29 protein-coding genes and 1 other RNA gene are annotated in these 25,941 nt (G+C 67.5%); 13 read left to right on the top strand and 17 right to left on the bottom strand.

Features of this window, described 5'->3' with window-relative positions; translation table 11 throughout:
• Window positions 1–131 precede the first annotated feature (131 nt).
• Window positions 132–2,345, top strand: a complete 2,214-nt coding sequence (locus WD271_04615) for an MMPL family transporter (GenBank protein ID MEX1007109.1) — start codon at window positions 132–134, stop codon at window positions 2,343–2,345.
• Between the two features lie 35 nt (window positions 2,346–2,380).
• Here WD271_04615 and WD271_04610 read toward each other — a convergent pair whose 3' ends face one another.
• Together WD271_04610 and aat are read right to left on the bottom strand one after the other, a co-directional pair.
• Window positions 2,381–2,791, bottom strand: a complete 411-nt coding sequence (locus tag WD271_04610; GenBank protein MEX1007108.1) for an ArsC/Spx/MgsR family protein — start codon at window positions 2,789–2,791, stop codon at window positions 2,381–2,383.
• A gap of 11 nt (window positions 2,792–2,802) precedes the next feature.
• Window positions 2,803–3,474, bottom strand: a complete 672-nt coding sequence (gene aat / locus WD271_04605) for a leucyl/phenylalanyl-tRNA--protein transferase (protein ID MEX1007107.1) — start codon at window positions 3,472–3,474, stop codon at window positions 2,803–2,805.
• 39 nt (window positions 3,475–3,513) lie between these two features.
• Here aat and WD271_04600 point away from each other — a divergent pair, with 39 nt between their 5' ends.
• Complete coding sequence (locus WD271_04600) at window positions 3,514–4,479, top strand: transglycosylase family protein (protein MEX1007106.1); 966 nt, start codon at window positions 3,514–3,516, stop codon at window positions 4,477–4,479.
• Window positions 4,480–4,504: 25 nt separating this feature from the next.
• The gene (locus WD271_04595; GenBank protein MEX1007105.1) at window positions 4,505–4,879 is read left to right on the top strand and encodes a DUF427 domain-containing protein; all 375 of its coding nucleotides are present in this window, start codon (window positions 4,505–4,507) and stop codon (window positions 4,877–4,879) included.
• Here WD271_04595 and WD271_04590 read toward each other — a convergent pair.
• Window positions 4,852–6,495, bottom strand: a complete 1,644-nt coding sequence (locus WD271_04590) for an ABC-F family ATP-binding cassette domain-containing protein (GenBank protein ID MEX1007104.1) — start codon at window positions 6,493–6,495, stop codon at window positions 4,852–4,854. The genes WD271_04595 and WD271_04590 overlap by 28 nt on opposite strands.
• 96 nt (window positions 6,496–6,591) lie before the next feature.
• On the opposite strand from WD271_04590, the gene WD271_04585 reads away from it, so the two are divergent.
• Window positions 6,592–7,059: a DUF6624 domain-containing protein gene (locus tag WD271_04585; protein MEX1007103.1), complete on the top strand. Its 468-nt coding sequence runs from the start codon at window positions 6,592–6,594 to the stop codon at window positions 7,057–7,059.
• On the opposite strand, the gene WD271_04580 is transcribed toward WD271_04585, so the two are convergent.
• On the bottom strand, window positions 7,041–7,670 hold the full coding sequence (locus WD271_04580) for a DNA-3-methyladenine glycosylase 2 family protein (protein ID MEX1007102.1): 630 nt from the start codon (window positions 7,668–7,670) through the stop codon (window positions 7,041–7,043). The genes WD271_04585 and WD271_04580 overlap by 19 nt on opposite strands.
• A gap of 47 nt (window positions 7,671–7,717) precedes the next feature.
• Between WD271_04580 and WD271_04575 the strand changes: the two genes are divergently transcribed.
• Genes WD271_04575 through WD271_04560 form a run of 4 tightly spaced genes read left to right on the top strand, consistent with a single transcriptional unit; the run spans window position 7,718 to window position 11,355 of the window.
• Entirely contained in the window at window positions 7,718–8,488 is a 771-nt protein-coding gene (locus tag WD271_04575) for a L,D-transpeptidase (protein MEX1007101.1), read from the top strand.
• The gene (locus WD271_04570) at window positions 8,485–9,162 is read left to right on the top strand and encodes a hypothetical protein (GenBank protein MEX1007100.1); all 678 of its coding nucleotides are present in this window, start codon (window positions 8,485–8,487) and stop codon (window positions 9,160–9,162) included. Before WD271_04575 ends, WD271_04570 begins: the two co-directional genes overlap by 4 nt.
• Window positions 9,163–9,192: 30 nt before the next feature.
• Window positions 9,193–9,996 carry an SDR family NAD(P)-dependent oxidoreductase gene (locus WD271_04565; protein MEX1007099.1) on the top strand — a complete coding sequence of 268 codons (804 nt, stop codon included), beginning with the start codon at window positions 9,193–9,195 and terminating at the stop codon, window positions 9,994–9,996.
• 60 nt (window positions 9,997–10,056) lie between these two features.
• On the top strand, window positions 10,057–11,355 hold the full coding sequence (locus tag WD271_04560) for a citrate synthase (GenBank protein ID MEX1007098.1): 1,299 nt from the start codon (window positions 10,057–10,059) through the stop codon (window positions 11,353–11,355).
• Here the strand turns inward: WD271_04560 and WD271_04555 are convergent.
• The 10 genes from WD271_04555 to WD271_04510 form a co-directional block, all read right to left on the bottom strand.
• A complete protein-coding gene (locus WD271_04555) occupies window positions 11,352–12,686 on the bottom strand; it encodes an ABC transporter substrate-binding protein (protein ID MEX1007097.1) in 1,335 nt (444 codons plus the stop codon). The genes WD271_04560 and WD271_04555 overlap by 4 nt on opposite strands.
• A gap of 207 nt (window positions 12,687–12,893) precedes the next feature.
• A complete protein-coding gene (locus tag WD271_04550) occupies window positions 12,894–13,751 on the bottom strand; it encodes a carbohydrate ABC transporter permease (protein MEX1007096.1) in 858 nt (285 codons plus the stop codon).
• Window positions 13,741–14,643 (bottom strand): sugar ABC transporter permease, encoded by a 903-nt coding sequence (locus WD271_04545; protein ID MEX1007095.1) that lies wholly within the window; start codon window positions 14,641–14,643, stop codon window positions 13,741–13,743. Before WD271_04545 ends, WD271_04550 begins: the two co-directional genes overlap by 11 nt.
• The gene (locus WD271_04540) at window positions 14,640–15,728 is read right to left on the bottom strand and encodes an ABC transporter ATP-binding protein (GenBank protein MEX1007094.1); all 1,089 of its coding nucleotides are present in this window, start codon (window positions 15,726–15,728) and stop codon (window positions 14,640–14,642) included. The genes WD271_04545 and WD271_04540 overlap by 4 nt, the downstream gene beginning before the upstream one ends.
• 5 nt (window positions 15,729–15,733) lie before the next feature.
• A complete protein-coding gene (locus tag WD271_04535) occupies window positions 15,734–16,273 on the bottom strand; it encodes a DoxX family protein (protein ID MEX1007093.1) in 540 nt (179 codons plus the stop codon).
• Window positions 16,274–16,354: 81 nt separating this feature from the next.
• Complete coding sequence (locus WD271_04530) at window positions 16,355–16,546, bottom strand: hypothetical protein (protein ID MEX1007092.1); 192 nt, start codon at window positions 16,544–16,546, stop codon at window positions 16,355–16,357.
• 29 nt (window positions 16,547–16,575) lie between these two features.
• Window positions 16,576–16,884: a hypothetical protein gene (locus WD271_04525; GenBank protein ID MEX1007091.1), complete on the bottom strand. Its 309-nt coding sequence runs from the start codon at window positions 16,882–16,884 to the stop codon at window positions 16,576–16,578.
• 5 nt (window positions 16,885–16,889) lie between these two features.
• Entirely contained in the window at window positions 16,890–17,480 is a 591-nt protein-coding gene (locus tag WD271_04520; GenBank protein ID MEX1007090.1) for a hypothetical protein, read from the bottom strand.
• Window positions 17,480–18,529, bottom strand: a complete 1,050-nt coding sequence (trpD, locus tag WD271_04515) for an anthranilate phosphoribosyltransferase (protein MEX1007089.1) — start codon at window positions 18,527–18,529, stop codon at window positions 17,480–17,482. The genes WD271_04520 and trpD overlap by 1 nt, the downstream gene beginning before the upstream one ends.
• Window positions 18,530–18,597: 68 nt before the next feature.
• Window positions 18,598–18,825 carry a WhiB family transcriptional regulator gene (locus WD271_04510; GenBank protein ID MEX1007088.1) on the bottom strand — a complete coding sequence of 76 codons (228 nt, stop codon included), beginning with the start codon at window positions 18,823–18,825 and terminating at the stop codon, window positions 18,598–18,600.
• A gap of 155 nt (window positions 18,826–18,980) precedes the next feature.
• Here WD271_04510 and WD271_04505 point away from each other — a divergent pair, with 155 nt between their 5' ends.
• From WD271_04505 to WD271_04490, 4 genes are all read left to right on the top strand, one after another.
• A complete protein-coding gene (locus WD271_04505; GenBank protein ID MEX1007087.1) occupies window positions 18,981–20,315 on the top strand; it encodes a sodium:proton exchanger in 1,335 nt (444 codons plus the stop codon).
• Window positions 20,316–20,317: 2 nt separating this feature from the next.
• Window positions 20,318–20,785, top strand: coding sequence for a TIGR04086 family membrane protein (locus WD271_04500; protein MEX1007086.1), 468 nt, complete (start codon window positions 20,318–20,320; stop codon window positions 20,783–20,785).
• Between the two features lie 46 nt (window positions 20,786–20,831).
• An RNA gene (rnpB, locus tag WD271_04495) (RNase P RNA component class A) lies at window positions 20,832–21,207 on the top strand.
• A gap of 520 nt (window positions 21,208–21,727) precedes the next feature.
• Window positions 21,728–22,273 (top strand): hypothetical protein, encoded by a 546-nt coding sequence (locus tag WD271_04490; GenBank protein MEX1007085.1) that lies wholly within the window; start codon window positions 21,728–21,730, stop codon window positions 22,271–22,273.
• Between the two features lie 74 nt (window positions 22,274–22,347).
• On the opposite strand, the gene WD271_04485 is transcribed toward WD271_04490, so the two are convergent.
• Entirely contained in the window at window positions 22,348–22,557 is a 210-nt protein-coding gene (locus WD271_04485) for a helix-turn-helix domain-containing protein (GenBank protein MEX1007084.1), read from the bottom strand.
• Between the two features lie 485 nt (window positions 22,558–23,042).
• Window positions 23,043–23,474, bottom strand: a complete 432-nt coding sequence (locus WD271_04480) for a very short patch repair endonuclease (GenBank protein ID MEX1007083.1) — start codon at window positions 23,472–23,474, stop codon at window positions 23,043–23,045.
• A gap of 215 nt (window positions 23,475–23,689) precedes the next feature.
• Here WD271_04480 and WD271_04475 point away from each other — a divergent pair, with 215 nt between their 5' ends.
• A complete protein-coding gene (locus WD271_04475) occupies window positions 23,690–24,775 on the top strand; it encodes a DNA cytosine methyltransferase (protein ID MEX1007082.1) in 1,086 nt (361 codons plus the stop codon).
• A gap of 7 nt (window positions 24,776–24,782) precedes the next feature.
• Here the strand turns inward: WD271_04475 and WD271_04470 are convergent, their stop codons facing one another.
• On the bottom strand, window positions 24,783–25,805 hold the full coding sequence (locus tag WD271_04470; protein MEX1007081.1) for an HNH endonuclease: 1,023 nt from the start codon (window positions 25,803–25,805) through the stop codon (window positions 24,783–24,785).
• Window positions 25,806–25,941: the final 136 nt, after the last annotated feature.

The raw sequence follows: 25,941 nt of genomic DNA, 5'->3' as shown, positions 1-25,941 counted from the left end.
GCTTAGGCGAATCCTTCAGTCGTCAAGTAGAGACGCGCGGGGACCGATATCGAAGGGTCCCGCGCATCCATGGTCGCGCGGGCCTAGCCTCGGCGTCGCGATCGGGGCGGAGGGTGAGAGGAGAGTCCCGCTTGTCGCGCTTCCTCGACCGGCTCGGGCGAAATGCCGCACGGCACCACTGGTGGTTCATCGGCGCATGGTTCGTCGCGGCCGTCGTCGCCGTTTTCGTCGCCGCCGGTCTCGACGGCCAGACCAACGACAGCTTCCAGATCCCCGGCGCACAATCGCAGCAGGCCCTCGATCTCCTCGAGACGCGGTTCCCCACCCAGGCGGGCGCAACCGCCACCGTCGTGTTCGATGCGCAACCGGGACTCGACAACCCGCAGGTACAGCCGCCGATCCAGTCGAGCATTACGGCACTTGGGAAACTGCCGCACGTCGCGAGCGTCGGCGCCTTGATCACCGCCAAGAAGGAGCCGTACGCAGGGAAGATCGGCCTCGTCACCGTGCAATACGACACGCAGGTGCAAGACGTCGGGCTCGACGCGTACAAGCAACTGCAACAGGCCACCGAGCCCGCGGCGAAGGCCGGAGTGCGGCTTGCGTACGGCGGCGCGGTCGTCGACTACTCGAACCGTCCACCGCAGGGCAACGCCGACCTCGTCGGCATCATGGCTGCGGTGGTGATCCTGCTGTTCGCGTTCGGATCCGTCGTCGCGATGGGGCTTCCGATTCTCACGGCGCTCTTCGGGCTCGGCGTGGGCATCGCGCTGATCCACGTGATCGCGGCCGTCACGACGATCGGCACGCTCGCACCCATACTCGCCACGATGATCGGGCTCGGCGTGGGCATCGACTACTCGCTGTTCATCATCACTCGTTACCGCGAGAACGTGGCCGACGGTATGACGATCGAGGCGGCGGCGGGACACTCGGTCGCGACCGCAGGTCAAGCAGTGCTCTTCGCGGGCTGCACAGTGGTGATCGCGATCTGCGGTCTCGCGATCTCGGGGATCCCCTACGTCGCCAAGCTCGGTTACATGTCGGCGCTCGTCGTGGTCGTGATGATGATCGCCGCGATGACCCTGCTCCCAGCGATGATCGGTCTCGTGGGAAAGTCGATCGACCGGTGGCGCGTCCCCAGCCCGTTCCATCATCACGATCGATCCGGCCATTCACAAACGGAGTCGATCTGGGCCCGCTGGGCCACCACGGTGGCGCGTCACGCCTGGGGGTTCGCGATCGTGGGCATCGCGATCCTCCTCCTGCTGGCGTGGCCGGTGCTGAGCATGCGGCTCGGCGAGTCCGACGACGGCAACCTGCCCACCTCGACCACCCAGCGCCAGGCCTACGACCTCATCGCCGACGGCTTCGGCGCGGGAACGAACGGTCCGTTGCTCGTGGTCGTGCAGCTCCCCACGGCGAACGACACCGAGCTGCTCACGAGCATCTCCCAGGCAATTTCGAAGAACAGCAACGTCGCCGACGTCCTTCCACCCGACCTCAGCCCGAACACAACGGGCCCGCGGGTCGCGGTCCTCACGGTTTTCCCCAAGACCTCACCCGAAAGCCCGCAGACATCCGCACTCGTGGAGGAACTGCGGAGCAGCGTGCTCCCGGCGGTCATCGCCACGGGCGGCGCGCAAGCGTACGTCGGCGGGCTCACCGCCGCCTACATCGACATCGGCAACCGGATCAGCGACCGGCTCCCCTACTTCATCGGCGCCGTCGTGCTGTTCTCGTTCCTGCTGCTCATGCTGGTGTTCCATTCGGTGCTCGTGCCGCTCACCGCCGCGGTGATGAACCTGCTGTCGGTCGCCGCGGCGTACGGAGTGACGGTGGCGGTGTTCCAGTGGGGCTGGGCCAAGGACGTCATCGGGCTCGAGAGCACGGTGCCCATCGTGCCGTTCATACCCATGATGATGTTCGCGGTGCTGTTCGGGCTCTCGATGGACTACCAGGTGTTCCTGCTCACGCGCATCCGCGAGGAGTACGACCTGAGTGGCAACACTCGTCAGGCCGTTGTGCTCGGGCTGGCACGCACGGCGCGTGTCATCACGTCGGCCGCGCTGATCATGATCTTCGTGTTCGGCGCGTTCATCGCCAACCTCACACCGGAAGTAAAGATGTTCGGCTTGGGCCTCGCGTTCGCAGTGCTCGTCGACGCGACGATCGTGCGCATGATGCTCGTGCCCTCGATCATGGAGATCCTCGGCGACGCGAACTGGTGGTTCCCCAAGTGGCTCTCCTGGCTGCCCCGCCTCGACATCGACAGCGCAGCGAAACCCGCGCCGAATCCCCAACCCCAGCCCCATCCCGAACCGGCGTCAGTAGGCCGCGGATAGCGCCGAGGTCTGCTGACGCCGGTTCGTAGGAGAAGTCAGTCGAGGAGTTCGAGGACCTTCTCGCTGGGGCGGCAGATGAGGGCGCGATCGCCGTGGAACACCACGGGGCGCTCCATGAGCTCGGGGTGCGCGAGCAGCACGGCGACGACCTGCTCCATGGTCTCGTAGTCACCCTCGTCGAGACCGAGCTCCTTGAAGCGCTTGTCCTTGCGGACCAGTGCCGACGGGGGGTCAGGGATCGCGTCGACGATGCGCTCGAGGTCGGCACGACTCGGCAGCTCCTTCAGGTACTCGATCACCTCGAAGTGGGCGCCCTTGTCCTGCAGGATCTCGACCGCGCCGCGCGCTTTGCTGCAGACCGGGTTGAAGTACACGATCATGTCTTCTCCGGGCATGTCTTCTCTGGGCATGTCTTCTCTCGGCATGTCTTCTTTGGGCTCGTCCATGGTTCGGGAATCTACTCGGGGACACCCGAGAACACCTCGGGCTGCGGCAGGGCGATCGCGGCTTCGAGTCGGCGGAGGTACTCGTCGCGCGGCACGTCGACCGCGCCGAGCGACTCGAGATGCGGCGTGGTCCACTGCACGTCGAGCAACGTTGCACCCCCGGCGCGCATGACGTCGACAAGCCCGACGAGCGCGACCTTCGACGCGTCGCGCTCGCGGTGGAACTTCGACTCGGCTGCGAAGAGCCCGCCGATCGCCACTCCGTAGAGTCCGCCCGCGAGCTCGTCGTCGCGCCACGCCTCGACGCTGTGTGCCCACCCGAGGCGGTGCAACGCGACGTACGCAGTGACGAACTGCTCGTCGATCCAACCGTGTGGACGTCGCGGGTCCGCGCACGCGCGCATGACTGCTTCGAACGCGGAATCGACACGTATCTCGAAGGGCCGGCACGAACGGCGCAGCGATCGGCTCACGTGCAGGGCGTCGAGCGGGATCACTCCACGCGGGTCAGGCGACCACCACGCGAGCGGGCCTTGCGCGCGCAGGCGCATCGGGAACAGCCCGGTGCGGTAGGCGCCCAGGAGCGTGCCCGGCTCGAGATCCGCCCCGATCCCCACGATCTCGCCGTCGACAGGCTCCCGGGGTGACGGGAGCGCCCACCGGGTCGGCGCTGGCTCGGTCACCAAGAAGACTGACGCTACCGTGTTGCGATCCCGCAGAAGATGCTCGTCCCTACGCGCGCGACGATCGTCGCCGTCATTGCGCTCCTCGCGTTGCCGCTGGTCGGTGGGCCCGCGCGCGCGGCCGACGCGGACGGCGAGCAGAGTATCGCCGCGCTGCGCTCGCAAGCCGACGCCATCGCGGGTCGCTACTTCGACGCGCTCGCGCGATACGCGACCCTCGATCGCGAGATCACGGCGAACCGGAAGGTGGTTGCCGCGCTCGCGGCGGGTGCACGCAGAGCACGGGCCGACGCTCGCGATCGAGCGGTGTCGGCGTACCGGACATCTTCCGCGCAGTTGTCGAGCATCGTGGACAGTCATGACTCGCTCGCAGCCGCGCGCCGGGTTCGGCTCATCGACCACGTGAACGAGCGCGATCAGGCGATCTACTCCCGGCTGCGCGCGACCACCAAGGCGCTGAGCATGAGGCGCCGCGCACTCGAGGCCGACCGCAAGGCGCAGGCCGACGCCCTCGACTCGCTCCACGAGCAGAGCACGGCGATGGAGGCGAAACTCGCGCTCGCGCAGCAGCAGCAGCAGCAGCAGCAGGAGCAGGAGCAGGCACGGCTCGCGGCCCAAACCATCGCGGCGCCGGCGACGACGGCCGCACCGCCGGACAGCACGTTGCCCACCACGACTGCCCCACCGCCAAAGGTCGTGACGCCGGCCCCGCCCCCCAACTACCAGGGAACGCCGGGTGTCCACCCCAAGCACGTCGACCCCTTCCTCACCTGCGTGCGGACGCGCGAGAGCGGGGGCAACTACCGCGCAGTGAATCCGGCAGGTCCGTACCTCGGCGCCTACCAGTTCCTCCAGGCAACGTGGAACGGCGCCGCGAACCACGCGGGACGCACGAATCTCGTGGGGGTCCCGGCGAACCTCGCGACGCCCTACGACCAGGACGACGTAGCGTGGGCGCTCTACCAGTGGCAGGGTGCCGGCCCGTGGGGTGGAGCCTGCCCATGATCCCACGTGCGGAGAGCGGGGAGAGATGACCGAGACGAGCGCGAACCCGCATCACATCACCGTGGAAGACGTCGACGACGTCGTGCGTGTCGAGGTCGACGGCACGGTCCTCGCCGAGTCGTCCCGCGCGCGAGTGCTGCGCGAAGGCGCGATCACTCCGCGCTACTACTTTCCGCCCGACGACGTGAACACGGAGTTCCTCGTCGCCACCGACAACAGCTCGACGTGTCCGTTCAAGGGAGATGCGTCGTACTGGTCGGTCGTGCTCGGCGACGTGCACCACAAGAATCTTGTGTGGAGCTACGAAGCGCCGATCTCCGGCATGGAGCCCATCACCGAGCTCCTGTGCTTCTACAACGAGCGCGTCGACCTCTACGTGGGCGGTGAGCTCCAAGCCTGAGCATCGACGGTTCGCGTCACACGTACCGCCTCGAGCAGTGCGCGGTCGTGCGACACGAGCAGCAGGGTGCCGTCGTACCCGTCGAGCGCAAGTTCCAGCTGCTCGATGGCAGGCAGGTCGAGGTGGTTCGTGGGCTCGTCGAGCACCAGGCAATTCACGCCCTGCGCGGCGAAGCTCGCGAGCACTGCGCGTGTCCGTTCGCCCGGGGACAGCGTCGCCGCCCTACGCAACACGTGGTCGGCACCGAGTCCGAACTTCGCGAGCAACGAGCGCGCCTCGCCGCGCGTCAGGCGTGTTGCGGTGACGAACGTGTCGAGCAGGGGACGGTCGGACACAAACGCCGATCGCGCCTGGTCCATCTCGCCGACCACCACACCCGGTCCGAGCCAGCGTTCCCCCACCGACAGCGGCACGTCCCCCAGCAGCGCCCCGAGCAGCGTCGTCTTGCCCGAGCCGTTCGGCCCGACGATGGCCACCCGTTCTGCCCATCCGATCTCGAGATCGACCGGGCCGAGCCGGAAACTGCCGCGTTCGATCACCGCGCCGGCGAGCCTCAGCACCACGTTGCCACTGCGCGACGCGGTTGCCACGGTGAAGCGGAGGTCCCAGCTCTCCCATGGCTTCTCCACCGCCTCCAGCCGAGTGAGCGCGTGGCCGGTTGCCCGCACCTTGGATGCCTGCCGCTCTGAAGCGTTGATCCGGAAGTCACGCTGCATCTTGTCGTTGTCGGGGCTGCGCCTCGCCTTCCGCACGCCCTCGACCGCCCACTGGCGCTGCGTGCGCGCCCGCGCCTCGAGCCGGCTCCGTTCGGCCCGATAGGCGGCGTACTCGTCCTCGGCATGACGGCGCGCCGTCGCGCGGGCTTCGAGGTAGCCGGACCAGCCGCCACCGAGCTCGGTCCCGGTGCGCGCGTGTTCGTCGAGCTCGAGCACGCGGGTCACGGTCCGATCGAGGAATGTGCGGTCGTGGCTCACGACGACCACGCCGCCGTCGAGCCCGTCGAGGAACCGCTCGAGCCGAGCGAGGCCCGCGAAGTCGAGATCGTTCGTGGGCTCGTCGAGCAGGAACACGTCGAAGCGGCTCACGACGATCGCGGCAAGGGACGCGCGCGCCGCCTGACCACCGGACAATATCGCGGTGGGCGCGGAGAGCAGTGCCTCGGGCAGCCCCAGGTCGGCGCACGTCGCGCGCGCACGAGGGTCGAAGTCGGGACCACCCGCGGCGAGATAGTCATCGAGGGCGCGCGCGTATTCGTTATCGCTACCGGCCGCGCCCCTGGCAAGCGCGGCGGTGGCGCGCTCGAGCTCGGCGTCGGCCGCGCTGACACCCGAACGCCGACCGAGGAACTCGAGCAGCGTTTCGTGCGCGGATCGCTCGGGCTCTTGTGGCAGATAGCCGACGCGCGCGTTCGGCGGTGTGCGCGTGACGGTGCCGCGGTCGGCTTGGTCGAGCCCCGCGAGGAGCCGCAACAGTGTGGTCTTGCCGACGCCGTTGGGCCCCACGACGCCGAGGCGGGTACGCCGGCTGACGGTGAGGTCGACGCCGTCGAGCACCGTTGTGCCACCTCGGAAACGCGCGAGGTCACGGGCGACGAGCGAGAAGGAGGAAGGAGACATGCGACGATCCCGGTTCGCAGAGACGAGGAAATGGCGGGGATCGGGCGTGTTACACGCCGTGAGCGTACCCTGCGCGGTATCGCACGAGACGAAGCATTGCGCGAAGAGCTGCTCGGCATGGTTGCGACCGGGCCCGACCCCGAAACCCTGCGCGCCTACGCCGAACGTCTGTGGGAGATCCTCGACGACTACGAGGTGTGGCCGGGTCGACGATTGGTCGGCGGCGACGGCTCGCGCGCCGCGTGGCTCATTGCCCAGTTTGCGATCGAAGACCCCGGGCTGCAGAAGCGGTGCCTCGAAGCACTGGAGGTCGCGGTCGCGTACGGCGACGCCGATCCAGTGCACTCCGCGTACCTCGTCGATCGCGTGCGCATGGCCGACGGTCTCGATCAGCTCTACGGATCGCAGTTCGTGACCGGCGCCGACGGCGAGTTGATGCCATGGCCGGTCGACGACCCGGTGAAGGTGGAGGCAAGGCGGCAGCGCCTCGGACTCCCGCCGTTCGCCGAGCACGCCGCCGAGATGGCCGCGCAGTGGCGTCGCCGTCAGCCGGCGCCGAACTGATCGTCGGCGGCGCGCCAGCAGTACCACGCCGCGACCGACCGGTGCGGGCGGAACTCGTCACCGAGCGGCTGCAGGGCCCGCGGTGTCGGGAGCTCCGCGAGGCCGTACAGCCGCGCGTAACCCTTCCGCACGCCGAAATCGTCGACGGGCCAGACGTCGAGACGACCGAGCTGGAACATCAGGAACATCTCCGCCGTCCACCGGCCGATGCCACGCACCAGGGTGAGCTCCTCGACGACCCGCGCGTCGCAACGCCGCGCGATGCGATCGAGCGCGACGGTGCCGGCGACCACGTGCTCGGCGAGGTCGCGAATCGACGCCACCTTCGACGCCGAGAGCCCGACCCCGCGGAGTGTGTCGACCGACGCCGTGAGCACCCGCTCCGGTGTGGGATCGCCGTCGAAGAGACCTTCGAATCGTCCGTGGATCGCCCTCGCCGCAGACCCGGCGAGCTGTTGGTAGCACACCGCGCGGGCGAGCTCGGCGAAGTGCGTGCGGCGCAGGCGGCCGCGTCGCAGCTCGCACGGACCGGCCGTCTTCACGATCGCAGCAAAATGCGGGGAACGACGAGCGAGGTCGTCGCTCGCCTCGACGAGCTCACGGCGCGCCATCAGGGCGGCACCGTATCCGCGGCGACTTCCGCTAGTCTTCTCGCCTTGTGAACCGCCACATCCGCCCCGCGTTTGCCGCCGTCGTCACGCTGAGCCTCCTCGCTGCCGGTTGTGGCGGACGGGGCGACGCGTCGCTCGGGCGCACCGTGGAAATCACGACCCCGCCCCCGACGGCGACCGGAGCCACGCAGTCACGGTTTCCCTTTGTGGCCAAAGCGATCGTGCCGCAGCTCGCGGTGTACAACGCGCCCGAGGACAGCCAGGCCGACCGAGTGCTCGACAACCCCTGGGTCCTCGACCCTGCCTATCCCGACCAGACGGTCCCACAGGTGTTCCTCGTGAAGGAGCAACGGGCCGACGGTTGGGTGCGAGTGCTCCTCCCCATCCGCCCCAACGGGAGCACCGGTTGGGTACGCGCGACCGACGTAAGCCTCACACCGAACCCCTTTCGCGTGACGGTCGAGCTCGGCGCACACCGGATCACGGTCACAAACGACCAGACCGTCCTCTACCAGGGCGACATCGCGATCGGCACCGGCGACACGCCCACGCCCACCGGCGCGTACTTCGTACGCGTGAAGATACGGGCGATCGATCCCACCACGGTGTACGGGCCGTATGCGTGGGGCCTGTCGAGCCACTCAGATGTGCTCGAAACGTTCAATGGCGGTGACGGCGAGATCGGCATCCACGGCAACAACGACGCCTCGGTACTCGGCCGCGACGTCACCCACGGCTGCGTGCGGATGGACAACGACGCGATCACCACGCTCACGAACACGATCACGCTCGGGACACCCGTCGACATCGTGGCTTGAGCGCGCGTCGCCGCTTGCGGTTGCACACCGCGCTGCTCGTCTCGGCCGTCGCAGTCGCCGTCGTCGCACTCGTTACGGTCGCTTCGGCCACCTCGACCGCCACGGCCGCCCCCAAGAGCGTCGCCAAGGAGTTTCCCCCGTCGAGCCGCAAGGAACTGGTGAAGATCTTCGCGCCCAAGATCGCCCCGCTCGGGTTGCACATCACGCGCGCGGCATTGGTCGACAGCAAGAACCGTCGCTCCACGACGGGCACGCATCTCGCGGTCTACGTAGAACCCGACGGCGAGTACAGCCCTGCCGAATATCTGAACGGCATCGCGACCGTGAGCCGCGTGTTCCTGCCGTTCGTCTTCGACCGGTGGCCGGGTCTGCGTTCCTTCGACGTGTGCCAGGAACCGCTCCCCGAGCGCGACAAGCGGTCCGAGCCCCCACCGGAGACGCAGGTATTCGTGCTGCGCCGCGGTGTCGACGCGGTCGACTGGGAGCACGTCGACCTCGCCGAGCTGCTCGCCCGTGGGGCCCGAGCTTCCCGGAAGGCAGGTGACTCGGGGCGGGTCGAGCTCTCGGTGTTCGTCGCCAAGCGTCTGCAGACGGTTCCCGAGTTCACGGACGCGTTCTCGCGCGCCGCCGACGAAGTCCAGACCAAACCGACTTCGTCGACCCGGTACCGCTGACCGCCCGCATCGCTGACAAAGGAGACACTCGTGCGGATCGAGGGTTCTCGAATCATCGTCACCGGCGCGTCATCCGGGATCGGTGCGGCTCTCGCGGAGATGCTCGCCGAACGCGGCGCCACCGTCGGGCTCGTCGCCCGCCGCGAGGACCGGCTGCACACCGTGCTCGCGGCGTGCCGGGAGCATGCGCCCGACTCCCGGTACTGGGCCGCCGATCTCGCCGACCTCGAGCGTGCCGAGCAGGTCGTGCACAAAGCGTGGGACACGTTCGGCGGTGTCGACTGCCTCGTCAACAACGCCGGGATACCGAAGCGCACACCGGTTCCGCGCCTGACACCGTCCGACGTGGCGCACGTGATGGACGTGAACTTCCACGCGCCGGTTCGCATGACCCTCGCCTTGTTACCGCATTGGCTCGAGCGCGGTGCGGGTTGTGTCGTGAACGTCTCGAGCCTCGGAGGTCGGCTCCCGATCGCTCATGAGGCCGCGTATTGCGCGAGCAAGTTCGCGCTGTGCGGGTGGAGCGAAGCGATGGCCGTCGACCTCCACGGCACCGGCGTCGACGTGAAGCTGATGCTCCCCGGCCCGATCGACACCGAGATCTGGGACCAGCCCGACAACGACCCTGCGCCCTTCAAGGGTCCGTTCGTGCCGGCGGTCGAGTGCGCCGCCGCGATCATGGAGGGCATGGAGGGCGACGGCTTCGAGTACTACGTGCCAGCTGCGTTCCCCGGCGGCGGCACGCAGTACGACGTTGTCGTGAACAAGACGGCCGACACCGACGCCTTCGTGAGGCTGATGGGCACGCTCGACGAGTCCACTCGCGGGGACTGACGCGCTCAGGAGCCGGATACGCTGGCACGACCGAGAGCGGGATCGAACGAGGAGATGCCGATGAGCGAGCCGCCTGCCGTCCTGCGCTACGGGGAACGTGAGCTCGAGCTCCCGCTCGTCGTCGGTACCGAGGGCGAACGGGCGCTCGACATCTCGAAGCTGCGCGCCGAGAGCGGTTTCGTCACGCTCGACAACGGCTTCGTGAACACCGCGTCGTGCGAGTCGTCGATCACGTTCATCGACGGCGAGGCCGGCATCCTCCGCTACCGCGGCATCGACATCGAAGAGCTCGTATCGGTACCGGTCCCCTCGTTCCTCGAGACGTCGTATCTGCTCATCTATGGCGAACTCCCCAACACCGCGCAACTCGACGACTTCCGGTTCGGGATCCGCAAGCACACACTGCTCCACGAAGACGCGAAGCGCCTCTTCGACGCGTTCCCCAAGGACGCGCACCCCATGGGCACGCTGTCGGCCGCGGTGAGCGCACTGTCCACCTTCTACCAGGACAGCAGCGATCCCCACGACCCCGATCAGGTGCAGCTCTCGATCATCCGCCTGATGGCCAAGCTGCCCACGATCGCCGCGTACTCGTACAAGAAGTCGATCGGCCAGCCCTTCCTCTACCCCGACAACAGCCTCGACCTCATCGAGAACTTCCTCACGATGATGTTCGCGGTGCCGTCGGAGCGTTACGAGGTGAGCCAGACCGTCGTGCACGCGCTCAAGGAGCTCCTCATCCTGCACGCCGACCACGAACAGAACTGCTCCACGTCCACGGTGCGGCTGGTGGGTTCGAGCGAGGCCAACCTCTTTGCCTCGATCGCGGCCGGGATCAACGCGCTGTGGGGTCCGCTCCACGGCGGCGCCAACCAGGCCGTGATGGAGATGCTCGAGGAGATCCACGCGAGCGGCGACGACATCGCCCCCTACGTGAAGATGGCGAAGGACCCGTCGAACGCGTTCAAGCTCTCGGGCTTCGGCCACCGCGTCTACAAGAACTACGACCCGCGCGCCCGCATCCTCAAGGAAGCATGCCACCGCGTGATCGGCGAGCTCGGCAGCATGGACCACCTGCTCGATCTCGCGCTGCGGCTCGAAGACGTCGCGCTGAACGACGAGTACTTCGTGGAACGAAGGCTCTATCCCAACGTCGACTTCTACTCGGGCCTCATCTACCGCGCGATGGGATTCCCCAAGCAGATGTTCCCTGTGCTGTTCGCGATGGGCCGGCTACCCGGCTGGATCGCGCACTGGAAAGAGATGATGGAGAGCCCCGCCACCAAGATCGGCCGACCGCGCCAGATCTACGTGGGCCCCACGAAGCACCCCTACGTTCCGATCGACGAGCGCGGCTAACCGGCCGGGACTCGCTCGTTGTAGTCGGCGATCACAGCAGTGCTGTCCGACGCCGCAGCTTTCACCGCAGCATCGGGACTCTTGCCCTCGAGGAACATGCTGTTCTCCGCGTCGCGTACCACATCGCGGACCTCAACATACGGGCCGATCACCGAGCCGGCAGTTGCCGGGCTGTTCACCCCCTGGAGCAGCTGGTTGTACGCCACCTCGTACCCGGGGTTGTTCGCCCAGAAGTCCTTCACGGTGGTGCTCGCCGCGGCCTTCTTGACGATCGGGATGTAGCCGGTGCCCACGGCCCACGTGGCCTGTGACTCCGGCGTGTCGAGGAACTTCATGAACTGCCATGCCGCCGCCTGCTTCGCAGGTTCCGACTTGTTCACGATGTAGAGCGAGCCCCCACTGACGAGCACCCCACCCTTGCCCGACGGCCCGGGCATCGGGCCGACGCCGATCTCCAGGCCCGGGTACGCACCACTCGCCACCAACTGAGTGATGGTGCCGAGTACGGCACTGGTATCGATGGCCATGGCGTGGTTACCGTTCGCGATGCCGAAGAGATCGTCGTACTGGCTGGCCCCGCTGTCCGGATTGACCTCGGCGAGCCCGTCCTTCACCATGCCCGACATCCAGGCGAAGATCTCGCGACCCACCGCGTCGTCGAAGGCGGCCTTGGCGGCCCGGGCCTTCCGCCCGTTGCTGTTGTTCACGAAGAGCTTGTTCGCCATGGCGCGCCAGTGCTCGAAGAACCCGGGCTCGGTCACGAGCCCGAGGCCGGCGTTCTTGACCGCGCCGCTGCTCTTGAGCTTCTGGGCATACTGCCGAACCTCGTCGAGCGTTGCCGGCGGCTTTTCAGGATCGAGCCCGGCTTTGCGGAACGCGTTCTTGTCGTAGAAGAGGACCGGGCCCGACGTGTTGAACGGCATCGCGTACATCTTCCCCTTCACGGTGAAGTAGCTCACGACGCGAGGGAGGAAGCCGGAGAAGCTGTAATGGTCGGCCTTGGCGCAATCACCAGAGGGAACAACGGTGCGCGTGTCGATCATCTGCTGCTGCTCGGTTTCTTGCAGCTGCACGATGTCGGGAAGATCACCGCTCGACAGGCCGGCCTTGTACTTCGTGAACGTGTCGTCGTAGCTCACCTGGTAGACGAGCGTCACCTTCACGGCCGACTGCGACGAGTTGAACTTGTCGGCGAGCGCGGTGAGGGTCTCTTCGTTCGCACGTCCCATCGAGTGCCACATCGTGATCTCGACCGGTTTCTTTGCCTTCTTCAGCGCGGCGAGCGGGCACGAGTCGGCCGCACCGGCCGGGTCGGCGCCTGCGACCGTCACCAGACTCGCACCGATCACCAACACGGCCGCGGCAACGCCCGCCAGCTGCTTCGAACTCCGCCCTCGCATCATCAGGTTCCCCCTCGTCGTCGTCGTACCCATTCTTGTCAGGTTTTCCGCTCTCGGGGCTTCGCCTCGGGGCGCTCTACTCCACCTATACCGAACGGCTCGCTGCGGCGCACGATACGTGCGCCGCGGACGCTCGCCTCAACCTTTCACCGCTCCGGCGGTCAGGCCCCGAACCAGTTGCTTCTGGAACACCAGGAGCAGGATCACGAGCGGGAGCACCGCGATGATCGCCCCCGCGAACGTGATGTTGACCTGGTCGATGCTCACACCCTGCAGCTGCTTGAGTCCGATCTGCACGGTGCGCAGAGAGTCGTCCTTCGTAACCAGCAGCGGCCAGAGGTACTGGTTCCACGCCGCCAGGAAGGCGAAGACAGTCAACGCGGCAACGGCGGGCCGCGCGAGGGGTACCGCCACGCGAGTGAGGAACCGCCAGTGGCCGTAGCCGTCGAGCGCGGCTGCGTCGCGCAGATCGTGGGGCAGAACGAGGAATGCCTGACGCATCAGGAAGGCGCCGAACCCGGTGGCGAGGAACGGCACCGCGAGGCCAGCGTAGGTGTTGTACCAGCCGATGTCGCTGACGGTGGTGATGTTGGTGACGATCGTGACCTCGAACGGCACCATCAACGTCGCGAGGAACACGACGAACAGCGTGCGCTTGAACGGGAACGAGAGAAACGCGAACGCGTAACCGGCGAGGATCGCGGTGACCACCTGCCCCGCGGTGATGATGAAGGTCACGATGAAGCTGTTCTTCAAGTAGGTGGACATGTTCCCGTAGTCCCACGCCTTGCTGTACGAGCTCCACTGCGGGTCAGTGGGGAAGAGCTTCGGCGGCTGTCGAGTGATCTGCGCCGGCTTGAGCAGCGAGTTCACCAGGGTGATGTAGATCGGGAACAGCACGATCACCGCGAGCACCGTGAGCAGCGCGTAGCGCGCCACCTTCCGCGCGATGAGTTTCCTGCGTCCGACGCCGATCTCTGCGGCCTCAACGCTCATAGCTGACCCGCCGCTCGAGGAGCCGGATCTGGGCGAGCGCGAGCAGCAGCGTGAGCAGGAACAGAGCGACCGCGAGCACCGCGGCCTTTCCCGGATCGCTGTTCAACTCGGTGTAGACGAAGTACGTGAGCACGTTGGTCTTCTTCAAGGGCCCGCCCTGGGTGAGCAGGTCGATCTGGCCGAACGTCTGGAAGGCGAAGATCGATCCGATGACCACTGCGAAGAAGACGGTGGGCGAGAGCATCGGGAGGGTCACGTGCCAGAAGCGCGACCATGCACCGGCGCCGTCGACGCGCGCGGCTTCGAGCAGGTCGTCGGGCACGCTCTGGAGGCCGGCGGACATCAGGATGAACGTGAGCCCGAGCGTCTGCCAGACGGTGACGCCCGCCACCGCGGGCAGCGCCCACGTGGTGTTCTGGAGAATCGGCGGCTGCGTGGTGATCCCGAGCCAGGGCAACAGGCCGACCTGCGGGCTCAGCAGCGTTCCGAAGATGACCGCAGCGACCGCGACCGACGTGGCGACCGTCGACGAGAAGAACGTGCGGTAGATCCCGATCCCGCGCAGTTGCTGGTGCGCAAGTACCGCGAGGCCGAGGCCGAGCGCGATGCCGGTGGGCACCGTCATCACCGCGAAGAGCACGGTGGTCTTCAGGCTGTCGAAGAACTCCTGCGAACCGAGGACGTCCTTGTACTGGTCGAATCCCACGTATCGACTCGGCAGCCCGGGGAACGGCGGGCTCCGGTAGAACCCGAGGTACACGTTGTGGATCAGCGGGTAGAAGATGAAGACGGCGAAGATCACGAGCGCGGGCAGCAGCATCAGGTAACCGAGCCCACGTTCTTTCCACTTCGTCTTCGCGCCGAGCACCCGATCGTCGACGACGGCCGTCACGGATCGATCCGGTTGCCGGAGGTGGGATCGAAGACGTGCAGTACCTCCGCGTGAGCAATGAGCCGCACGTTCTCCTCGGGCGCGGGCACATCGGCCTCAGCGCGTTGGCGCACGATCACCAATTGCCCGTCGGGGAGACGGCATGCGACATGGCACTCGTGCCCCAACGCTTCCACCACCGCCACGGTGGCCGTCACTCCCCCTTCGCGACCGAGCCGGAGGTCTTCGGGACGCACGCCGAGCACCACGTTCTGGAACCCCGCAGCTTCGACCGCGCGCGCGAGTTGCGGCGTGAGCGGCGCCCTCCCCCCGGGCAGCTCCACCACGAGGCTGTCTCCGACGCGCGCGATGCGACCGTCGACCGTGTTCATGGGCGGACTGCCGATGAAGCGCGCCACGAACAGGTTCGCGGGTCGCGCGTACACGTCCTGCGGCGGGCCTACTTGCTGGAGCACGCCGGCATCGAGCACTGCGATGCGGTGTCCCATGGTCATCGCTTCGACCTGGTCGTGCGTGACGTAGACGATCGTGGCGGACAAGCGGCGCTGAAGCTCGACGAGCTCGGCGCGCGTCTGCACGCGCAGCTTGGCGTCGAGGTTCGAGAGTGGCTCGTCCATGAGAAACGCCTGCGGTCGCCGCACGATGGCGCGCGCGAGCGCGACTCGTTGGCGTTGACCACCCGAGAGCTGGGCCGGCTTCCGTTCGAGGAGATCCTCGAGCCCGAGGCTGTCGGCGGCGTCCGCGACGAGTTGGTCGCGGTCGGCCGACGCGACACGGCGCGATCGCAGCGGGAACTCGATATTGCGGCGCACGGTCATGTGCGGATACAGCGCGTAGCTCTGGAACACCATCGCGATGTCGCGATCCTTCGGCTCGACGTCGTTCACGACACGATCGCCGATCGTGATCGTGCCCGCAGTGGGTGTCTCGAGGCCGGCGATCATGCGCAGCGCGGTGGACTTGCCGCAGCCCGACGGGCCGAGCAGCACGAGGAATTCCTCGTCGGCCACCGCGAGGCTCAAGTCGTCGACCGCGGTGGTGGCGTCGAACCGCTTGGTGACGTGCTCGAGCGTGACGCGCCCCATGGGTTTCAGCTACCGGAGTCGGCCTGTTTGGGCGGGCGCCAGAACGCGAGCAGGAACAGCGCTGCACCACCGATGCCGACGACCGCGGTGATGAGCAGCGCCTTCTTCGGGTCGAACGGGAACGAAAAGTCGGCCGCGTCGTCGAGTGACCACTGGCCCGGGCCGAGCGTCCCGAGCGAGATCGACAACACCGCGACGGTGACGACGTACTCGTAACCCTCCTTCGCGCTGCTGAGGAAGAAGCCGTTCTTCAGATGGTTGGTGAGGAACGCCACGAGCATGAGCGCCACCACACCCGCGTACATCAGAGGCGTGAAGAACCCGAGGACGAGCCCGACGGGAATCGCGAGCTCGGTAGCCGTGACGAGCTGCGCGTGGAGCGGGCCGGGCTTGAGGCCGAGGCTCTCGAACCAGTTCGCCATCCCGGGGCCCGAACGGATGGACTTCACGTGCCGCCACCCGTGGGCCAAGATCATGATGGCGATCCAGACCCGCGCGAGCAGGAGCGCGAAGTTGATCGAGTCCCCGTACCCGTACACCCGCATGCCTCCCGGTCCGTCCCCTGGGCGCTCGCAGGACGCTACCCCGCTCGGAACACCGACGCCGCGGACCCGAACGCGGCTGCCTCAGCCGCTGGCGGCGCGGTGCCGCAGGCGGGGTACGAGCCCCGCACCCGCGAGCATGCGTACTGCACGCTCCTCTTCGACGTCGATCACGAGCGCCTCACCCGGCCGTCGCCCGACGACGAACGTGACCACGCAGTCGTCGCACGCGGTGGTGTGGCGCATCACGCACTCCGCACAGTCGATGGTGAGCATGCCGAGAGCATCACACGAGGGTACGACACTTATTCGACGGCCTCGACCGGCATCTCGTCAACCGGCATCTCGTCAACCGGCATCTCGTCAACCGGCACTTCGTCAACCGGCACCTCGTCGACGGGGATCTCCTCGATCGACGCTCCGGAAGCCCCGCACCATCGGCACGTGACCTCTTCCACCCGGGCGTCGAGGACCTCTTCCCCCTCGATCGAGAGGTCGCCGCCCACGCTGAAGTGGTGGAACGCGCGCGTCCGCCGCGACGAGACGACGTCGAAGCGCGTGAGGTTGCCGCACCCGGAGCAGCGATAACGCGCCGATACACCGTTATCCGGCACGGCCGCTACCCGGAGGCGCCCACGCTGCCGAACGCCGCAGTGTCGTGTCGCCGTCGGCGCCGTTGGGCCCACGAGCGCCCGCCCTCGATGAACGACTGCACGAGCAACGCGGTGACCAGCGCCCAGATGAGAGTGCCGACGGCGAGACGCGTGTACCGGTCGGTACCCGAACCCACGAAGACGTCGAGCACGTCGTTCTTCTTGATGAGCTCGAACTCGTACGCGGGCCACGCCGTGATCATGAAGCCGAGGGGCACCGCGACCAGCCACGCGACGAAACGCCAGTACCAGCGGACGCGACGGCGCGGGGCGGAAGCCGCAGGAGACCGCTTCGACGGTGCCGACGCGGGCGGTCGGCCGTCGCTGTCGGTCGCGGACACGGTCGCGCTCACCGCGATGACCTCACGCGCGGGAGGGATACCCGGCGCGCGCCGGCGCGGCGGTGGCGCGATCGCTGAGGCGCCGCTCGACGCCGCGACCGCGGCGGGCACCTTGAGTGTCTGCCCGCAGCGTTCGCATCGGAATGTAGACGCCGGCTCGAGGTCGTCGAGCCGGTGCTTCGCGCCACACGCGGGGCACTCGAGCGCCTTCGCCATCAGGTGTCACCGGACTCTCGTGCCGCAACGGTGACGCGCACGAGCGCATCGAGGGTCGCGGCCGCGCGCCCGTCGTCGAGGATCGCGCCCGCAAGCTCGACTCCCGCGCCGAGGTCGGGAACGAGTTCGGCAACGAGCAGTGCCGCCGCGGCGTTCAACGAGACGATGTCGCGGATCGGTCCCTTCGCACCGGCGAGCACCTTGTGCACCACCTCGGCGTTGCCGGCCGCGTCACCGCCGGCCAGCGCGGTGAGGTCGGCGTGCGGGATCCCGAGAGCGGTCGGGTCGACGTCGTACACACTGATCGCGCCGTCGCGCAGCTCGTGGACGGTGGAGGTCGTCGTGACCGTGAGCTCGTCGAGCCCGTCGTGGCCGTAGAACACCAGCGCTCGCTCGGCACCGAGCTCTGCAAGCATTCCGACCAGCCGGTCGGCCATCGTGGGGTCGGACACGCCCACGATCTGCCGCTTGACGCCGGCCGGGTTGGCAAGCGGCGCGGCGAAGTTGAACGTGGTGGGCGTACCGAGCTCGCGGCGCGCGGTTGCGGCGAAGCGCAGCCCGGCGTGGAAGCGCGGTGCGAAGCAGAAGCCGATCCCGACCTCGCGGATGCTGCGCGCAACGCCGTCGGGACCGAGGTCGATCACCACACCGAGTGCCTCGAGCACGTCGGCCGAACCGCATTGCGACGAAGCGGCGCGTCCACCGTGCTTCGCGACGCGCGCACCGGCCGCGGCCGCGACCAACGCGGCCATCGTGGAGACGTTCACCGTGCCGGCGCGATCACCACCGGTGCCGCACGTGTCGATGATCGGGCCGTCGACATCACTGAGGTCGACGCGCTCGGCGAAGCGCAACATGGTGCGCACGAGCGCGGCGAGCTCCGCGGCGGTCTCGCCCTTCGAACGGAGCGCGACTGCGAAGCCGGCGATCTGCGCGTCGGTGGCCTCGCCCGAGAGGATCGCCGTCATCACCTGTTCGACGAGCTCGACCGGAAGCTCCTCGCGCCGGAGCAGACGCCCGATCGCGTCGGGCCAGAGCGCTTCGCTCATATCGACGACGACATTACCGGCGGGCCTACTTCATCGGCTCACTCACTGCGAGCCGCTCGAGGGCTCGATCAGGCGGTCTTGCGACGCTGGCGAATGAGGCGGCGGCGTTCCTTCTCGGTGAGCCCGCCCCACACGCCCTGCTTCTCGCGAGCGGTGATCGCGTGGTCGAGGCACGGCTCGCGCACGGGACAGACCGCGCAGATGCTCTTCGCCGCAGCTGCGTCGTCGGACGCGGGGTAGAAGAGCTCGGGGTCGGCCCCGAGACATCGGGCGTACTGTCGCCAATGCTGGGTCATCGGTGGCGCCTTCTCGGTCCTGCTCCGGCTCGCCCGGAGCATGGATCTCACGATGAAGCTTCGGCTCGTCTTCCCGCCATCCTGAGTCGAATCGACCGATTCCCGCCCGATGTGAGCGCCCGCTTCGACCCTCGACCCGTAGGATGCAGCGGGATATGACCCCCGCTCAACCCGAGACCCCGACGCGCCGGCTCGGGAACTCTCTGGCCATCGGGGGGGCGGTAGCGGTCACACTCCCCGGGCTGATCGCCCGCCTGGCCGGTGCCGGCCTCCCGGACGTCGTGGCCCCGGTGGTCTTCGGGCTCGCCATCCTCGGATCGGCCTTCCTGCTCGCCTGGGCTGCCGAGGTGCTCCAGCTCGACGTGTCGCAAGGCCTCGCCCTCACCGTGCTCGCGCTCATCGCCGTGCTCCCCGAGTACGCGGTCGACTTCACCTTCGCGTGGAAGGCCGGGGAGGATCCCGACAAGTTCGCTCCCCTCGCACTCGCCAACATGACCGGATCGAACCGGCTGCTGATCGGCCTCGGCTGGTCGATGGTCGTGCTCATCGCCGCCTGGCGCATGACGCGCATCGCGCGCCGGAGCGGGTACACGGGCGAGATCGACACCGACGTGAAGCTCGAGCGTCCCCATGCGATCGAGATCGCGTTCCTCGCGATCGCGACCCTCTATTCGCTCACCCTCCCCCTGAAGCGCACGCTGACACTCGTCGATGCCGTCATCCTGATCGGGATCTTCGTGGTGTTCGTCGTGCGCATCGCCCGGTCCCCGTCGGAAGAACCCCATCTCGTGGGACCGGCGAAGCTCATCGCCACCCTCACGCCCAACCGCCGTCGCACCGTCGTCGGCGCGCTGCTCGTGTACGCGGCGTTCGCGATCTTTGCCTGCGCGGAGCCGTTCGCCGAGTCACTCGTGCATCTCGGCGAGCAGGCAGGTATCAGCACGTTCCTGCTCGTCCAGTGGGTCGCGCCGCTCGCCTCCGAAGCGCCGGAGCTCATCGTCGCCGGGATGTTCGCGTGGCGACTCCAGACGAGTGCGGGCTTCGGCACGCTGCTGTCGTCGAAGCTGAACCAGTGGACCCTGCTCGTGGGCTCGCTTCCCATCGTGTTCGCGATCTCCGCCGGGCATCTGTCGGGGCTTCCGCTCGACCCACGGCAGCGTGAGGAGCTGTTCCTCACCGCCGCGCAGTCGGTGTTCGCGATCGCGGTGCTCGTGAGCCGGAGCATCAGTGTCAAGGAGGCGCTCGCGCTGCTCGGCCTCTTCCTCGGTCAGTTCGTGCTCGGCGGTGTGCTGCCCGGTGACCTGCGCGAGCTCGAGCGCATCACCGTGGGCATCATCTACCTCGTGCTCGCCGCGGTGATCATGTTCCAGCAACGGCGTTTCCTGAAGCCGCTCGCCCGCGACGGCCTCCTCGAACCGGTCGGCGAGCTCTTCCACGAGGAGCCCGACGCCGCCTCCGCGGCACCTGCACCGCGCGGGGCATCATCATGACCATGTCGGACGACGCGCCCACCCCAGCGGTGCCTACCGGGGAGTCGTCGGTGATCCAGTGGCGCGCCGTGTTGGTCGGCGCGCTCGTTGGTCTCGTACTGCTGGTCACGTTGAGCGTGATCGCGGCGATCCTCGACCACTACCTCGACGACTTCGACGACAGCGGATGGATCTACCCGCTGTTTGTCGGCGTGATCGTGAGCTACGCGGTGGGCGGTTTCGTCGCGGGGCGCCGCGCTCCCGACGGCGCGCTGACGAACGGGACGCTCGCGGGCCTCGGCGCGTTCGTGCTGTGGATCCCGGTGCGGACCCTCATCTGGGTCGCGCGCGACGAGAACAAGGGACTGTTCAGCGGCCACTCGGCGGTGCTGCGTCCCGGGCAGATCTTCGGCCACATCGTCATCGCGGCGGCACTCGGCATGCTCGGCGGCTGGATCGGCGCAGGGGCCGTCGCACGCAGAAAGCTGTGAATCAGGAACGCGGCCTGCGCGAGCGTCGTAAACTTGCGTGTGGCAGCGAGCCGGCCGGGCGGCCGCGTACCGGGCTTTTCGAGCACCGGTCCGAGGAACGTCCGGACTTCGTAGGGCACGGTGCTGGGTAACACCCAGTCGGGGCGACCCGCAGGACAGTGCAACAGAGAGCAGACCGCCGATGGCACCGGTTCGCCGGTGCACAGGTAAGGGTGAAACGGTGCGGTAAGAGCGCACCAGCACCCGGGGTGACCCGGGTGGCTCTGCAAACCCCACCGGGAGCAAGGCCGAACAGGGGGAGGGCTGCCCGCCCGATGACCCCCGGGTAGGCCGCACGAGCCGTCGGGCAACCGCCGGCCGAGATGGATGGCCGCCGCGGACGCAGGTCCGCACAGAATCCGGCGTACAGGCCGACTCGCTGCCCCACCGGTCCTGACCTGCGGAAACGTAGGTCAGGACCGACCGTGGGACGCGGTCGGGCCGCGAGATGTTGAGCACCGCGTCGACCGCTTCGCGTGTCTTGTCTTCACTGTCGGGCCAGAGGTGTGAGTACGTGTCGAGGGTCTCGGCCGCGCTCGCGTGCCCGAGTCTCGCTTGGACGACCTTCACCGATTCGCCGTGTCGGATCAGTAGCGATGCGTAGTAGTGGCGGAGCGAGTGGAAGCCGGTGCCGGTTGGCGCGTGCGACGCCTTCACCGCCTTGCGCCACGGGTCGGAGAAGCGGGTCCGGCTGATCGGCTCGCCCTTCTCGTTGGTGAAGAGGAGCTGGGTCTCGTTCGGCGGGAATCGTTCGAGGTGCCGGGCGAGCGCGTCGGCGACGGACTGCGGAAGCGGGATCGATCGCACGCTTGCGTCGGTCTTGGGCGGCGCGATGAAGGGCGGCCGGTTCTGCACGAGCACGAGCTGCTGGACGACTTCGAGCCGCCGGCGGAGGAAATCGACGTGCGGGACGCTGAGCCCGAAGGCCTCGCCCTGCCGGAGGCCGGTGCCGGCGGCGAGCACGACGAGCGCTCGGTAGCGGCCCGGGAGCGCGTCGGCGATTGCGAGCACGACGTCTGTCTCGAGCGGTTGGACGCGCTTCCGGTCGATCTTCGGCAGAGAGATGCGATCGCACGGGCTCACCGCGATGAGTCGGTCGGCGACGGCGCTCTTGAAGATCGATGCGAGGTGCCGGTACACGACCTCGACGGTCGACGGCTGCATCTTCGTCGAGAGCTCCTTGACGAACGCCTGGATCTCCGAGCGCCGGATCGATCCGATCGGCCGATCCTCGAACCGGGGCAAGACGTGCAGCCGCAAGTGCGAGTCGACCTGAACCTCGGTCGACGGTCGATGCACGCGCGTCGCCTGCCATTCGCGCCCGTACTCGCCGAAGCGCTTCTTGCCGCCGGCAGGGTCGACGTAAGTCCCGTGCGCGAGGTCGCCGCGGACGGTGTCGAGCCACTGCTCGGCGTCGCTCTTCTTGACGAAGCTGCGCGAGCGCTCTGAACCGTCGGGCGCGCGGTAGCGAGCGCGCCACGAGGTTCGGCCGCCCCGGTTCCGCTTCTCGATGTGAGCCACGGTCAGGCTCGAGTGTGCCGGTCGCGCTGCTCGTCGAGCCAGCGGTCGACGTCCTCGAGCCGGTACCGGACGTGCCGCCCGACGCGGATGCCCGGCGGCCCGTCGCCGCGGCTACGCCAGCGGTAGATCGTCGCAAGCGGGATCCCGAGGAGCAATGCCAGCTCGTCCGGCCGGAGCAACCGCCGCTCGTCACTGAGTCGATTCGTGTCCATGCGCGGCATCCTGCGCTCGACTACTCCCGGAATTACTCCCGGAACTACTCCCGGATCGGCGATTTCTTCGTCGCGATTCCTCACGAGCGTTCAACACCTGTCGTTGTCGCGCATGCTGACGACGCGCGCGGCGATCGCGGGCCGCATCGCGTGCGCGCACCTGCCTGCCGGAAGCGGAGCGACCATCACGCTCGTCACCGTGCCCGCGCCGCCCGGATGACTACTCCCAGAATTACTCCCGCTCAGTTCCGCCTGCGGAACTGAGAAGTGTGTCTCTGCTGATTTCGTGAGTTGGGATGGCTTGGAGTGGTGGGGTCTCGGTTGGCTTGGGGTCGGGATGGTGGGTTGGCTCTTCGGTTTCGCGGTGGGGTGGTTCTCGGGGTTTGGTCGGTGGGTGGTGGTTGGGCGGGGTGGTTGGACACTTGTTCTGAGTGATGTTCGGGACGAGGTCTGACCAATGCGGCGAGCGGCAGCCGCCGCGCACGTCAGCCCGCTGCCCGCCCCCCGGCGTCGCGTCCTTCGCACACCAGGGATCCGATGCGCGACGCAGCCTCCTCCGCGTTCTCGTGCTCCCACACCCGAACGACGGTCCATCCTGCCCGGGCAAGGTCTTCATCGATCTGACGATCGCGCTCAACGTTGCGGCGCAGCTTCGGCACCCAGTAACCAGCATTGGACCGCGGCATCCTCCCGTGCACGGGACAGCCGTGCCAGAAGCAGCCGTCGACGAACACGGCGACTCTCGCGCGCGTGAAGACGACGTCTGGACGAACCTTTCGTCCTTCGACAACCAGCGGGAGATCCTTGCGGAATCGCAGCCCGCGACCGTGGAGGTCCGACCGGAGCCTGACCTCAGGGATCGTGTCCTTGCGCTTGTTTCCCTCACCAACGCGCGTTGCCGCAGCGTTCGTCGGCACCGGATAGGGAACACGCTTGCCGCCGCCAAGAGCCACCGTTCGGCCGCGAGCAGCTTCAGCCCGTGCCGTGATTCCAGGCTTTGCTGTCACACCCTCAGGGTCTACTACGCGCCATGAGGCGATCCACGGAGGAGCTCCAGTGCACCGACCAGCAGCTACGTCTCCCGCTTGCCAGGATGCGCGGGTCGAAGCCGTTCGCCCGTCAGAATGACGGCATGAGCGGAGCGGCCATCTCCTTGTTCTCGGGCGCAGGGGGCCTCGATCTCGGCATCGAAGAGGGCGGCTTCCAGACGGTCGCCGCCGTTGAGTGGGACGCTGACGCGGCCGACTCGATGGAGAAGAACGCGCCGACCTACTTTCCGCAGCTCCGTGAAGTCATGCGCGAGAACCTCTACCCGCTCGCTGCGGGGAACGACGACGGCGTCACGACGCGGGACATCCTCAAGGCCGGAGGACTCAGCACCCGGAATCGTCCAGACCTTCTCGTCGGTGGGCCGCCTTGCGTCGCGTTCTCCAAGTCTGGGTTCTGGCTCGACTGGAAGCGTGACGGCGTGGATCCCGCTGCCAGCCTGCTGCAGGCATACACAAGGGTGCTCGCAGAGGCGAAGCCGCGCTTCTTCATCCTCGAGAACGTGTACGCCCTGACCTTCAACAACAAGGCGAGCAAGCCCGCGTTCGAGCGCCTGCTCAAGGAGATTGATCAGGCGGGCTACCAGTTTCAGTGGAGGGTGCTGAACGCTGCCGACTATGGCGTGCCGCAGGCGCGGCCACGGCTGTTCATCGTCGGGTCACGAAAGCGCGACCGGCTGCCCGAGCTCCCTGAGCCAACCCACCACGGCCAGTGGGAGCGCCGGGTGACCCAGGGCGGCCCGCTTCCGCATGCGACGGCTGGTCAAGCGCTCAAGGGGCTAGCCACGCAACCGGAATCGGACGAGGTTGTTCGGGGACAGTGGGGCCATCTGCTTCCCGACATCCCGCCCGGTGACAACTACTTGTACTTCACCGAAGAGCGCGGACACCCCGAGCCGATCTTCAAGTGGCGGTCTCGCTACTGGTCCTTCTTGCTCAAGCTCGACCCCGATCGGCCCGCGCCAACAATTCAGGCCCAACCCGGCCCAAACGTTGGTCCGTTTCACTGGGAGAACCGCCGGCTCCGAGTACCCGAGCTCCGACGCCTTTTCACGTTCCCCGATGATTACGAGTTCGTCGGAAGGCGCATTTCGATCCAGTCACAGATCGGTAACTGCGTACCGCCCTTGCTTGCTCGACAGGTCGCGGAAGCCCTCGTCGCTGCGACGTGATCAACAATCACATCGCAGCCCAGTCATAGCGCGTCTCGAAGTACGAATACCGCGCGTCGAACATGGCGGCAAGGGGACGCGCGGCGGCGATCACGGGTTCCGTGAGCACGTCGAGGGTGGAATCCACGAAGGCCGCCGCCGATCCATTCACCCCGGCTTGCTCGAGGATCTCCGGGCTCAACTTCACGGTTCGAGTCGTCGGATCGATCCAGATGAGATGGCGATCGAACGCAGCATGGTGATTGCTGCACAGGCACAGGCCGTTCGTGACCTCATCCGGCGACGCGGGGGCCGACGCCGGATAGATGTGGGCCCCTTGAACCAGGCCGAGATCGAGCCCGCACATCGCGCAGAGCCCCTCGTAAGCGTCGATGACCGAGCGTGAGAAGCGAGCATCGCGAACGATGGAACTGACTGATCGACGACCGCGCTCGACTGGTGAGTCATCCGCGCCGGCCGCCACGCCGGCGGCTTCGACAGCGAGCGCCACCTCGTCAAATGGAAGGGCAACATCGGCCGCCGCCGCCTCGGCCATGGCCGGAAGAAGCTCCGGATACAAGCACGGCATCACTTCGCCGTCGGTGTTGACATTCTCGCTCCACCCAGCTGCGACGCATTCGACGAGCGCATCGACGCGCACGAACATCGAGTGTCGGGTCGTCAAGCCCTCGCGCTTGCGCGCATCCGCCAACACGAACACGGGATGAGCTATCTCGATCAGGCCATCATCGAGCCAAGCTCCGACGAGAAGTGGTACCCGGTCGGGCGGCACGATGAGTGGCCGCCCATTCCAGCCCAAGTCCGCATGCTCTTGCGCGTTTGCGGCCGGATTTTGGAATCGCCGCTCGACCTCATCACGGCCGCGATGGGAAAGGCCGACTGGAGCGGCGAAAAGAGCGACAGGGATATCTCCATCCGGTGATGCGACCCGGCCGAGCGCCGGCCAGCCATTTGCAGCATCGTCGATTACGAAGGACTCGCCCGCGCGAGCCGCGATCTCTAGTGCGAGCTCAGCGCGCGTCGGCGGCACCACGAACCTCCACGTCCCGGATGGATTGGATCTTCGCGCGCGCAGGGCGCTTCGCCACGACCTCGAATCACTCGATCCGGAGTTAGCTCCCATGGCCCCTGGCGGGGCCGCTCTCGGCGGATGAGAATCGGTGTGT

Source organism: Acidimicrobiia bacterium (assembly GCA_040880805.1).
Taxonomy (GTDB): domain Bacteria; phylum Actinomycetota; class Acidimicrobiia; order IMCC26256; family DASPTH01; genus DASPTH01.
This window is presented reverse-complemented; position numbering and strand designations above follow the sequence as displayed.